Source organism: Aeromonas sp. PrichA-15, from assembly GCF_017939245.1.
GTDB classification, from domain to species: domain Bacteria; phylum Pseudomonadota; class Gammaproteobacteria; order Enterobacterales; family Aeromonadaceae; genus Aeromonas; species Aeromonas caviae.
Genome location: NZ_JAGKRH010000131.1, coordinates 1 through 12,615 on the forward strand (window position 1 = coordinate 1; position 12,615 = coordinate 12,615).

The 12,615-nt window shown below is 56.6% G+C and carries 8 protein-coding genes, 1 tRNA gene and 2 pseudogenes; 10 read left to right on the forward strand and 1 reads right to left on the reverse strand.

What is annotated here, in order from left to right; translation table 11 throughout:
- The 10 genes and pseudogenes from tuf to rpoC all read left to right on the forward strand — a co-directional run.
- Positions 1 to 162, forward strand: a pseudogene (tuf, locus tag J9889_RS15905) (elongation factor Tu); the annotation flags it as partial.
- Between the two features lie 52 nt (positions 163 to 214).
- Positions 215 to 291: transfer RNA gene (locus J9889_RS15910), tRNA-Trp, on the forward strand.
- Positions 292 to 351: 60 nt separating this feature from the next.
- On the forward strand, positions 352 to 723 hold the full coding sequence (gene secE / locus J9889_RS15915) for a preprotein translocase subunit SecE (RefSeq protein WP_010675960.1): 372 nt from the start codon (positions 352 to 354) through the stop codon (positions 721 to 723).
- Positions 724 to 732: 9 nt separating this feature from the next.
- Entirely contained in the window at positions 733 to 1,284 is a 552-nt protein-coding gene (nusG, locus tag J9889_RS15920; protein ID WP_010675959.1) for a transcription termination/antitermination protein NusG, read from the forward strand.
- A gap of 134 nt (positions 1,285 to 1,418) precedes the next feature.
- Positions 1,419 to 1,847: a 50S ribosomal protein L11 gene (gene rplK / locus J9889_RS15925; RefSeq protein WP_005306313.1), complete on the forward strand. Its 429-nt coding sequence runs from the start codon at positions 1,419 to 1,421 to the stop codon at positions 1,845 to 1,847.
- A gap of 4 nt (positions 1,848 to 1,851) precedes the next feature.
- Positions 1,852 to 2,553 (forward strand): 50S ribosomal protein L1, encoded by a 702-nt coding sequence (gene rplA, locus J9889_RS15930; protein ID WP_010675958.1) that lies wholly within the window; start codon positions 1,852 to 1,854, stop codon positions 2,551 to 2,553.
- Positions 2,554 to 2,809: 256 nt separating this feature from the next.
- Entirely contained in the window at positions 2,810 to 3,310 is a 501-nt protein-coding gene (gene rplJ, locus J9889_RS15935) for a 50S ribosomal protein L10 (protein ID WP_005339895.1), read from the forward strand.
- 51 nt (positions 3,311 to 3,361) lie between these two features.
- Positions 3,362 to 3,727: a 50S ribosomal protein L7/L12 gene (gene rplL, locus J9889_RS15940; RefSeq protein WP_010675957.1), complete on the forward strand. Its 366-nt coding sequence runs from the start codon at positions 3,362 to 3,364 to the stop codon at positions 3,725 to 3,727.
- A gap of 223 nt (positions 3,728 to 3,950) precedes the next feature.
- Entirely contained in the window at positions 3,951 to 7,979 is a 4,029-nt protein-coding gene (gene rpoB, locus J9889_RS15945; RefSeq protein WP_103260913.1) for a DNA-directed RNA polymerase subunit beta, read from the forward strand.
- Positions 7,980 to 8,070: 91 nt separating this feature from the next.
- A complete protein-coding gene (rpoC, locus tag J9889_RS15950; RefSeq protein ID WP_010675955.1) occupies positions 8,071 to 12,375 on the forward strand; it encodes a DNA-directed RNA polymerase subunit beta' in 4,305 nt (1,434 codons plus the stop codon).
- Positions 12,376 to 12,490: 115 nt separating this feature from the next.
- On the opposite strand, the pseudogene J9889_RS15955 reads toward rpoC, so the two are convergent.
- Positions 12,491 to 12,615, reverse strand: a pseudogene (locus J9889_RS15955) (ISAs1 family transposase); the annotation flags it as partial.

A 12,615-nucleotide genomic window follows, 5' to 3' on the forward strand; every position in this document is an offset into this window, starting at 1 on the left:
ATCGAACTGCCGGAAGGCGTAGAGATGGTCATGCCGGGCGACAACATCAAGATGGTTGTTACCCTGATTGCCCCGATCGCGATGGACGACGGCCTGCGTTTCGCCATCCGTGAAGGTGGCCGTACCGTAGGTGCTGGTGTTGTAGCCAAAGTTATCGCTTAATCTTGGCTTACATAAATAAAGCAAAGCCCCTATAATAGGGGCTTTCTTATGCAGGGGCGTAGTTCGAATTGGTAGAACAGCGGTCTCCAAAACCGATGGTTGCGGGTTCGAGTCCTGCCGCCCCTGCCATATACCTCGTCTCGTACGGGGCTTTTGTGTCTTTGGTTACGTCAGATACAGGTGGGTTGTATGAGTGTTAGTTCTGAGGGTCAGGGCGGAAGCAAGGATACCCTGCTTTGGGGCCTGGTTTTCATCATCCTGGCGGCCGCTGTAGTGGGCAATTACCTGCTGAGCGACGTTATTGCTGCCGTCCGCGCCCTGGGTGTGGTCGTTGTCATCGCTGCTGCCGGTGCAGTGGCCCTGCAAACCACCAAGGGCAAGGCAACACTGGCGTTTGCCCGTGAGTCTCGCCTGGAAGTCCGCAAGGTCGTATGGCCGACCCGTCAGGAAGCCATTCAGACAACCCTGATTGTGCTGGCGGTGACTGCCGTGATGGGGCTGCTGCTGTTCGTGTTGGACGGCGCCTTGGTCTGGTTGGTCAACCTGATTACCGGTGTGTAAGGATAAGCCATGACTGAACAACGTGAACAGCGTATGAGATGGTATGTCGTGCAGGCATTTTCCGGCTACGAAGGCCGTGTTGCCAAATCCCTGCGTGAACATATCAAGATGCATGGCATGGAAGAGCTGTTTGGTGAAGTGCTGGTCCCGACCGAAGAAGTGGTCGAGATGCGTGCTGGCCAGAAGCGCAAGAGTGAGCGCAAATTTTTCCCAGGATACGTCCTGGTCCAGATGGTGATGGATGAAACCACATGGCACTTGGTACGCAATGTACCGCGCGTCATGGGCTTCATCGGCGGTACTTCCGACCGTCCGGCTCCGATCTCCGATAAAGAAGCGGATGCCATCCTCAACCGTCTGCAAGATGCCCACGACAAACCGCGTCCGAAAACCCTGTTTGAACCGGGTGAGATGGTCCGGGTTGCCGATGGTCCGTTCGCCGACTTCAACGGTACCGTTGAAGAGGTGGACTACGAAAAGAGCCGCGTGAAGGTCTCCGTACTGATCTTCGGCCGCTCAACGCCGGTAGAACTGGATTTTGGTCAGGTCGAAAAAGGCTGATTAATCTCTGTACGTTTAACGGTTGTCAGGGGCAGCGATTATCTCTATAATTCGCTGCCCCTTTATTTGTTGGGGAGCCGTTTGCAGGAGCATGTCTCCGAGGCGTTAGAACCCATTTTTGAGGTATTTTTGTAATGGCTAAGAAAGTCACAGCTTATATCAAGCTGCAAGTTAAGGCTGGCAGTGCTAACCCCAGCCCTCCCGTTGGTCCTGCTCTGGGTCAGCACGGTGTGAACATCATGGAATTCTGTAAGGCATTCAACGCCCGTACAGAAAAGCTGGAAAAAGGTTCTCCGACTCCGGTCGTGATCACCGTTTACAGCGACCGTTCCTTCACCTTCGAAACCAAGACTCCGCCCGCTTCCTTCCTGCTGAAGAAAGCCGCTGGTATCCAGTCTGGTTCCGCCAAGCCGAACAAAGACAAGGTTGGTAAGGTGACTGTGGCTCAGCTGCAAGAAATCGCCAAGACCAAAGAGCCGGATATGACTGGTGCCGATCTGGATGCAAAAGTACGTTGCATCGCCGGTTCCGCTCGTTCCATGGGCCTGGTAGTGGAGGAGTAAGACAATGGCTAAACTGTCCAAGCGTATGCGCGTTATTCGCGAAAAAGTTGACGGTACCAAAGAGTACTCCATCAACGAAGCCATTGCCCTGCTGAAAGAACTGGCTACCGCCAAGTTCGTTGAAAGCGTTGACGTTGCCGTTAACCTGGGTATCGATGCTCGTAAATCCGACCAGAACGTACGTGGTGCAACTGTACTGCCGCACGGTACCGGTCGTGACATCCGTGTCGCCGTGTTCACCCAAGGTGCCAACGCCGAAGCCGCCAAGGCTGCCGGTGCTGAACTGGTTGGTATGGATGACCTGGCTGAGCTGGTCAAGAAAGGCGAGATGAACTTCGACGTCGTCATCGCATCCCCGGATGCCATGCGTGTTGTTGGTCAACTGGGTCAAATCCTGGGCCCGCGCGGTCTGATGCCGAACCCGAAAGTGGGTACCGTCACTCCGAACGTAGCCGAAGCCGTCAAGAACGCCAAGGCTGGTCAGGTTCGTTACCGTAACGATAAGAACGGTATCATTCATACCACTCTGGGCAAGGTCTCTTTCAACGAAGTTCAGCTGAAAGAAAACCTGGAAGCTCTGCTGGTTGCCTTGAAGAAGGCCAAGCCGTCCTCCGCCAAGGGTGTATTCATCAAGAAAGTCAGCATCTCCACCACCATGGGTGCCGGTGTTGCCGTAGACCAAGCTTCCCTGGAAGCTCAGGCCTAATTGATGGGTTTTACAAGGCGCAAAATTTAATCTATAATTTTGCGCCTTGATTGGTTGGGGGTTTCGACCTCCGTCCAAGACCGCAGGAGGCCGCAAAGCCTTAATTTTTCCTGCGTAGACGGTGCCGGAAACCCAGCGAGAAAGATTCTTTCTCTTCTGGAATCCTGCTACCGCATCGTTCCCCTCTGTTGTAAAGGTAGGGGGGATGTGTCAGTACTGGGTCAACAGACCCGGATTCAATCCAGGAGTTAAGCCAATGGCATTGGGACTCGAAGACAAAAAGGCAATTGTTGCTGAAGTCAACGAAGCTGCCAAAGGCGCTCTTTCTGCAGTTGTAGCCGATTCTCGCGGCGTCACTGTAGACAAGATGACCGTCCTGCGTAAGACCGCTCGTGAAGCTGGTGTGTACATGCGCGTTGTGCGTAACACCCTGCTGCGTCGCGCGGTAGAAGGTACCGAATACGAGTGCCTGAACGACGCATTTACCGGTCCTACCTTGATTGCTTTCTCTAACGAACACCCGGGCGCTGCCGCTCGTCTGTTCAAAGAGTTTGCCAAAGCGAACCAAAAGTTCGAAATCAAGGCTGGCGCTTTTAACGGTGAGTTTATCGCCGCAGCACAAATTGATCGTCTGGCCACGCTGCCGACTTACGAAGAAGCAATTGCGAAGTTGATGGCTACCATGAAGGAAGCCTCTGCTGGCAAGCTGGTTCGTACTATCGCTGCTGTTCGCGACCAGAAACAAGCTGCTGCTTGATTCTCACCTATCTAGGCTGTTTGAGTTTATTCAACATCAGGAATTTTTGTCATGTCTATCACTAAAGACCAAATCATCGAAGCCGTTGCTTCCATGTCCGTAATGGAAGTTGTTGAGCTGATCGAAGCTATGGAAGAGAAGTTCGGTGTTTCTGCCGCTGCTGCCGTCATGGCTGGCCCGGCTGCTGCTGAAGCAGTAGAAGAGAAGACCGAGTTCGACGTAGTTCTGACTGCTGCTGGCGCCAACAAAGTTGCCGTCATCAAGGCCGTTCGTGGCGCTACCGGTCTGGGCCTGAAAGAAGCCAAGGACCTGGTAGAAGCTGCTCCGACCAATCTGAAAGAAGCCGTGTCCAAGGACGAAGCTGAAGCTCTGAAGAAAGAGCTGGAAGCTGCCGGTGCTTCTGTTGAGATCAAATAATCTGCATTTATGTAGATTAGCCTGATAAAACAGGCTAAGGCTGGTGAATCTTTATTCACCAGCCTTTTTGCGCTGTAGACTGAGAGTATTTCACACCGTTCACGACTCTCGGTGCACCAGCAATCCGGACCGCCTCATCGTCCGGGCCAACACAAAACGGTGTTGAGACAGAGCTGTCCCGTGGGGACAGAGTGGGTCACTTATCAGCGAGCTGAGGAACCCTATGGTTTACTCTTATACCGAAAAAAAACGCATACGTAAGGACTTCGGTAAGCGAGACCAGGTACTGGACACGCCTTATCTGTTGTCCATTCAGCTGGACTCCTTCAAGCAGTTCATCGAGGCTGACCCGGAAGGTGAGTACGGCCTAGAAGCCGCCTTCCGTAGCGTTTTCCCGATCACCAGTTACTCCGGTAGTGCTGAGCTTCAGTATGTCAGCTATCGCCTGGGTGAGCCGGTATTTGACGTAAAAGAATGCCAGATCCGTGGAGTGACCTACTCCGCGCCGCTGCGTGTCAAGCTTCGTATGGTTCTGTACGACCGTGAAGCAGCTGCCGGCACCGTCAAAGACATCAAGGAACAAGAAGTTTACATGGGCGAAATTCCGCTCATGACCGAAAACGGCACCTTTGTCATCAATGGTACCGAGCGGGTCATCGTCTCCCAGCTGCACCGCAGCCCGGGCGTCTTCTTCGACCACGATAAAGGCAAAACACATTCATCCGGTAAGGTGCTTTATAACGCTCGCGTTATCCCCTACCGTGGCTCCTGGCTGGACTTCGAGTTCGATGCGAAAGACAACCTGTTTGTCCGTATCGACCGTCGTCGTAAACTGCCAGCCTCCATTATTCTGCGCGCCCTGGACTTCAGTTCCGAAGAAATCCTGGCCACCTTCTTCGAGACCATCGGTTTCGAAGTCAAGGATGGCAAGTTGATGATGGATCTGGTGCCCGAGCGCCTGCGTGGCGAGACCGCGACCTTCGACATCATTGCCAATGGCGCCGTGGTGGTTGAAACCGGTCGTCGTGTCACTGCCCGTCACATCCGTCAGCTGGAAAAAGACGGCATCACCCAGATCGAGGTGCCGGTAGAGTATGTTGTTGGCAAAGTTGCTGCCAAGAATTACCCGCACCCGCAGACTGGTGAGATGGTTGTCACTGCCAACCAGGCCCTGAGCCTGGAAGCGGTTGCCAACCTGTCCCAAGCCGGCTTCAAGCACTTCGAGGTTCTGTTCACCAACGAACTGGATCACGGTGCCTACATGTCCGAGACCCTGCGTATCGACTCCAGCTCCAGCCGCCTGGAAGCCCTGGTCGAGATCTATCGCATGATGCGTCCGGGCGAGCCGCCCACTCGTGAAGCGGCCGAGCAGCTGTTCGAGAACCTGTTCTTCTCTTCCGAGCGTTACGACCTGTCTACCGTAGGTCGGATGAAGTTCAACCGCCGTTTGGGTCGTGAAGACGAGACTGGCGTTGGCGTGCTGACCAAGGACGATATCGTCGAGGTCATGAAGCGCCTGATCGACATCCGTAACGGTAACGACGAAGTGGACGATATCGACCACCTTGGTAACCGTCGTATCCGTTCCGTCGGTGAAATGGCCGAGAACCAGTTCCGTGTTGGTCTGGTCCGTGTCGAGCGTGCGGTGAAGGAGCGCCTGTCTCTGGGCGATCTGGACACCCTGATGCCGCAGGATCTGATCAACGCCAAGCCGATCTCCGCCGCGGTCAAAGAGTTCTTTGGTTCCAGCCAGCTGTCCCAGTTCATGGACCAGAACAACCCGCTGTCCGAAGTGACCCACAAGCGCCGTATCTCCGCGCTGGGCCCGGGCGGTCTGACCCGTGAGCGTGCCGGTTTCGAAGTTCGAGACGTACACCCGACCCACTACGGTCGTCTGTGCCCCATCGAAACGCCGGAAGGTCCGAACATCGGTCTGATCAACTCGCTGTCCGTGTATTCCCGCACCAACGAGTACGGTTTCCTCGAGACCCCGTACCGCAAGGTGATCGACGGTGTGATCACCGACGAAGTGGATTACCTGTCTGCGATTGAAGAAGGCAAGTACGTGATCGCACAGGCCAACGCCGCGACCACCGAAGATGGCCGTCTGAAAGATGAATTGATCCCGTGCCGTCACAAAGGTGAATCCACCTTTATGAACGCCGACCAGATCCAGTACATGGACGTGAGCCCGCAACAGATCGTCTCTGTGGCAGCGGCCCTGATCCCGTTCCTGGAACACGATGACGCGAACCGCGCATTGATGGGTTCAAACATGCAACGTCAGGCTGTACCGACCCTGCGCGCTGACAAGCCGCTGGTAGGTACCGGTATGGAACGCGCAGTGGCCGTTGACTCCGGTGTGACCGTAGTGGCCAAGCGTGGCGGTATGATCGACTATGTCGATGCCTCCCGTATCGTTATCAAGGTCAACGAAGATGAGCTGCTGCCTGGCGAAGCTGGCATCGACATCTACAGTCTGACCAAATACACCCGTTCCAACCAGAACACCTGTATCAACCAGCGTCCGTGCGTGATGTTGGGTGAGCCGGTCATGGCTGGCGACGTACTGGCTGACGGCCCGTCCACCGATCTCGGTGAACTGGCGCTGGGTCAGAACCTGCGCGTCGCGTTCATGCCGTGGAACGGTTACAACTTCGAAGACTCGATCCTGGTGAACGAGCGTGTTGTTCAGGAAGATCGCCTGACCACCATTCACATCCAGGAACTGGCCTGTATCTCCCGTGACACCAAGTTGGGTCCGGAAGAGATCACTGCTGACATCCCGAACGTGGGTGAAGCCGCTCTGTCCAAGCTGGACGAGTCCGGCATCGTCTACGTGGGTGCCGAAGTGAAGGGCGGCGACATTCTGGTCGGCAAGGTGACTCCGAAAGGTGAAACCCAGCTGACTCCGGAAGAGAAGCTGCTGCGCGCCATCTTCGGTGAGAAGGCGTCCGACGTGAAGGACTCTTCCCTGCGAGTGCCGAACGGTGTGTACGGTACCGTGGTTGACGTGCAGGTCTTTACCCGCGATGGCGTGGAAAAAGACAAGCGCGCCAAAGAAATCGAAGAGATGCAGTTGAAGGAAGCGAAGAAGGACTTGACCGAAGAGTTCAAGATCCTGGAAGACGGCATTTTCGGCCGTTCCCGCAACCTGCTGCTGGCCGCCGGTTACAGCGAAGATCGTCTGAACAAGCTCGATCGTTCCAAGTGGTTTGAGCTGGCCATCGAAGATGAAGCCAAGCAAATCGAGCTGGAGCAGATCGCTGAACAGCACGTTGAGCTGAAGGCCGAGTTCGACAAGAAATTCGAGAACAAGCGTCGCAAGATCATCCAGGGCGATGACCTGGCGCCGGGCGTACTGAAGATCGTCAAGGTCTATCTGGCCGTCAAGCGTCGCATCCAGCCGGGTGACAAGATGGCGGGCCGTCACGGTAACAAGGGTGTTATCTCCAAGATCTGTCCGGTCGAGGATATGCCCCATGACGAGTACGGCCGTCCGGTCGACATCGTACTGAACCCGCTGGGTGTACCGTCTCGTATGAACATCGGTCAGATCCTCGAAGTGCACCTGGGCCTCGCGGCCAAGGGCATCGGCGAGAAGATCGACCGCATGATCAAAGAACAGCGCGAGCTGCACGAGATGCGCGAGTTCCTGCAACAGGTCTATGACCTGGGCGAGAAGGACTCCCAGCAAGTGAACATTGCTGAACTGTCTGACGACGACGTGCGTACCCTGGTGGGTAACCTGCGTAAGGGTCTGCCGGTGGCTACACCTGTCTTTGATGGTGCCAAAGAGCGCGAAATCAAAGCCTTGCTGAAGCTGGCCGATCTGCCGGAATCCGGTCAGATCTCCCTGTTCGACGGTCGTACCGGTAACGCCTTCGAGCGCAAGGTCACCGTGGGTTACATGTACATGCTGAAGCTGAACCACCTGGTAGACGACAAGATGCACGCGCGTTCTACCGGTTCCTACAGCCTGGTTACCCAGCAGCCGCTGGGTGGTAAGGCGCAGTTCGGTGGTCAGCGGTTCGGTGAGATGGAAGTGTGGGCCCTGGAGGCTTACGGTGCGGCATATACCCTGCAGGAAATGCTGACCGTCAAGTCTGACGATGTGAACGGCCGTACCAAGATGTACAAGAACATCGTGGATGGCGACCACCGTATGGAGCCGGGCATGCCCGAATCCTTCAACGTATTGCTGAAGGAAATCCGCTCTCTGGGTATCAACATCGAGCTGGACGAAGAGTAAGAGCTCGCTCTTATTGTTCGAGAATTGACGTGGGCGCCCCGCTGTTTCGGCAGCCGGGGCGCCGAGGTTAGACTCCTGACAGGGGAAACACGTGAAAGACTTACTCAAGTTTTTGAAGGCTCAGACCAAGACCGAAGAGTTTGACAGTATCAAGATCGGTCTGGCCTCTCCTGACATGATCCGCTCCTGGTCATTCGGTGAGGTCAAAAAGCCTGAGACCATCAACTACCGGACTTTCAAGCCGGAGCGTGATGGTCTGTTCTGCGCCCGTATCTTCGGACCGGTGAAGGACTACGAGTGTCTGTGCGGCAAGTACAAGCGCCTGAAACACCGTGGTGTGATCTGCGAGAAGTGCGGTGTAGAAGTGACCCAGACCAAGGTCCGTCGTGAGCGCATGGGCCACATCGAGCTGGCCAGCCCGACTGCCCACATCTGGTTCCTGAAGTCCCTGCCGTCCCGTATCGGTCTGCTGCTGGACATGACCCTGCGTGACATCGAGCGCGTGCTGTATTTCGAATCCTATGTAGTGATCGAACCCGGCATGACCAACCTCGAGCGCAGCCAGATGCTCTCCGAAGAGAACTATCTGGACGCACTGGAAGAGTGGGGCGACGAATTCGACGCCAAGATGGGTGCCGAGGCCATTCTGGCTCTGCTGCGCGCCATCGATCTGGAAGGCGAAGTCAAAGCCATGCGTGAGGAGCTGGATCAGACCAACTCCGAGACCAAGCGCAAGAAGACCACCAAGCGTCTGAAGCTGATGGAAGCCTTCCTGCAGTCCGGCAACAAGCCGGAGTGGATGATCATGACTGTGCTGCCCGTGCTGCCGCCGGACCTGCGTCCGCTGGTACCGCTGGACGGCGGTCGTTTCGCGACCTCCGATCTGAACGATCTGTACCGTCGCGTGATCAACCGTAACAACCGCTTGAAGCGTCTGCTGGATCTGGCTGCGCCGGACATCATCGTGCGCAACGAAAAGCGCATGCTGCAAGAGTCCGTGGATGCCCTGCTGGACAACGGCCGTCGTGGTCGTGCCATCACCGGTTCCAACAAGCGCCCGCTGAAATCCCTGGCCGACATGATCAAGGGTAAGCAAGGTCGTTTCCGTCAGAACCTGCTGGGTAAGCGTGTCGACTACTCTGGTCGTTCCGTTATCACCGTAGGTCCGACCCTGCGTCTGCATCAGTGCGGTCTGCCGAAGAAGATGGCACTTGAGCTGTTCAAGCCCTTCATCTACGGCAAGCTGGAATCCCGCGGTCTGGCGACCACGATCAAGGCCGCCAAGAAGATGGTGGAGCGCGAAGAAGCCGTCGTCTGGGACATCCTGGACGAAGTGATCCGCGAACACCCGGTTCTGCTGAACCGTGCGCCGACCCTGCACCGTCTGGGTATCCAGGCGTTTGAACCGACCCTGATCGAAGGCAAGGCCATCCAGCTGCACCCGCTCGTCTGTGCCGCCTATAACGCGGACTTCGACGGTGACCAGATGGCGGTCCACGTACCGCTGACCCTGGAAGCCCAGCTGGAAGCGCGTGCCCTGATGATGTCCACCAACAACATCCTGTCGCCTGCCTCCGGTGAGCCGATCATCGTTCCTTCCCAGGACGTGGTCTTGGGTCTGTACTACATGACCCGCGCCCGCATCAATGCGAAGGGTGAAGGTATGGTGCTGTCCGGCCCGAAAGAGGCCGAGAAGGTCTACCGTGCCGGCCTGGCCGACCTGCATGCTCGCGTCAAGTGCCGCATCACCGAGTACGTGAAGAACGAAGCCGGTGAACTGGTTGCCAAGACCGAGATGAAGAACACCACCGTTGGTCGTGCGATCCTGAGCCTGATCCTGCCCAAAGGCATGGAATACGCTCTGATCGACGAGCCCAAGGTACTGACTGCTGCAGAGCAGGCTGACCTGGACGCCAACCCGCAGAACTGGATCAAGTGCGTCTCCAACAAGGCGCTGGGCAAAAAGCTCATCTCCCGTCTGCTGAACACCTGCTATCGCAAGCAGGGCCTGAAGGATACCGTCATCTTCGCTGACCAGCTGATGTATACCGGTTTCCACTACGCGGCCCTGTCTGGTGCCTCTGTTGGTATCGATGACATGGTCATCCCGGATGCCAAGAAAGACATCATCGCTGCTGCAGAAGCCGAAGTCGCCGAGATCCAGGACCAGTTCCTGTCCGGTCTGGTGACCGCGGGCGAACGTTACAACAAGGTTATCGATATCTGGGCTAGCGCGAACGATCGCGTCTCCAAGGCCATGATGGACAACCTTTCCAAGGAGCGTAACGTCAACTCCCTGGGCGATGAGGAAGAGCAAGCCTCCTTCAACAGCATCTTCATGATGGCCGACTCTGGTGCGCGGGGCTCCGCCGCCCAGATCCGTCAGCTGGCCGGTATGCGTGGCCTGATGGCGAAGCCGGATGGCTCCATCATCGAAACGCCGATCGTGGCGAACTTCCGTGAAGGCCTGAACGTACTGCAGTACTTCATCTCCACTCACGGTGCTCGTAAAGGTCTGGCGGATACCGCACTGAAGACAGCGAACTCCGGTTACCTGACCCGTCGTCTGGTTGACGTGGCCCAGGACATGGTGATCACCGAGGACGATTGCGGCACTACCGACGGTCTGTGGATGACTCCGCTGATCGAGGGTGGCGACGTGGTCGAGCCGCTGCGTGAGCGCGTGCTGGGTCGTGTGGTGGCCGAAGACGTGATCAAGCCGGGTACCGAGGATGAAGTGCTGGTAGCGCGCAACACCCTGCTCGACGAGCAGCTGTGTGACCTGCTGGAGCGCAACTCCGTCGACCGCGTGAAGGTACGTTCTGCCATCACCTGTGAGACCGACTTCGGTAACTGTGCTCACTGCTACGGCCGTGATCTGGCCCGTGGTCACCTGGTTAACAAGGGTGAGGCTGTCGGTGTTATCGCCGCTCAGTCCATCGGTGAACCGGGTACCCAGCTGACGATGCGTACCTTCCACATCGGTGGTGCCGCATCCCGAGCGGCTGCCGAGAGCAGCATCCAGGTGAAGAACACCGGTAGCATCAAGTTGCAGAACGCCAAGTTCGTTCTGAACAACTCTGACAAGCTGGTTATCACCTCCCGTTCTACCGAGCTGACCATCATGGACGAGATGGGCCGTACCAAGGAAAGCCACAAGCTGCCTTACGGTTCCGTGCTGGAAGTGAAGGATGGCGAAGCGGTGAACGCCGGTGATACCGTCGCGAACTGGGACCCGCACACCCACCCGATCATCACCGAAGTGGCGGGTCGTCTGCACTTCGAACACATGATCGACGGTGTGACCATCACTCGTCAGACTGACGAGCTGACCGGCCTCTCTTCCATCGTCGTACTGGATGTCAACGAGCGTCCGAGCGCCGGTAAAGAGATGCGTCCGACCGTGAAACTGGTCGACCTGAACGGCAAGGATGTGATGATCCCGGGCACCGACGTTCCCGCCCAGTACTTCCTGCCGGGCAAGGCGATCGTGAACCTGGAAGATGGTGCCAACGTGGGCGTGGGTGACGCGGTTGCGCGTATCCCGCAAGAGTCCAGCGGTACCAAGGACATCACCGGTGGTCTGCCGCGCGTTGCGGATCTGTTCGAAGCACGTCAGCCGAAAGAGCCGGCCATCCTGGCCGAGATCTCCGGTACCATCTCCTTCGGGAAAGAGACCAAGGGCAAACGCCGTCTGGTCATCACCCCGACCGATGGTGGCGAGATCTACGAAGAGATGATTCCGAAATGGCGTCACCTCAACGTGTTCGAAGGTGAAAAAGTTGAGAAGGGTGAAGTGCTGGCGGACGGTCCCGAGTCTGCTCATGACATCCTGCGCCTGCGCGGTATCAGCCCGGTCGCCAACTACATCGCCAACGAAGTGCAGGACGTTTACCGTCTGCAAGGCGTTAAGATCAACGACAAGCACATCGAAGTCATCGTGCGTCAGATGCTTCGCAAGTGCGAGATCCTGAGCGCTGGCGACACCGACCTGATCGAAGGTGAACAGGTTGAAGTGGCCCGTGTGAAGATCGCCAACCGTAAACTGGTTGCCGAAGGGAAGACCCCGGCTACCTACCGTCATATCCTGATGGGTATTACCAAGGCATCTCTGAGCACCGAGTCCTTCATCTCCGCGGCTTCCTTCCAGGAGACCACCCGCGTGCTGACCGAAGCAGCCGTTGGTGGCAAGCGTGATGAACTGCGCGGCCTGAAAGAGAACGTGATCGTGGGTCGTCTGATCCCGGCTGGTACCGGCTTTGCCTACCACCACAGCCGCATCAACCAGCGTGCCGCCGCAGCCCGTGCTGTCGGTGTGCCGCAGGTGACTGCCGATGAAGCTCAGCAAAACCTGGCGGATCTGCTCAACGCAGCCGGCAGTTTTGACGAAGAGTAATCTTCCGCAGCAGTGATCGAAAAGGGCCCCTTCTAGGGGCCCTTTTTTTAGGTTCTTCGCGGGATCTTGGGGAAGTGGAAGTTGACAGACAGGGTCAGGGCTGACGCATCAGTGTTTATACTTTGAACAACCCCATACATTCGAACAAATATTGTTCATTCAGACAGCAGAGCCTGCGCTTGTTGGCCATGCTTAGATTACGTGATTTGTTTTGCTTCAGCATGTTCAGTATCCACTGCC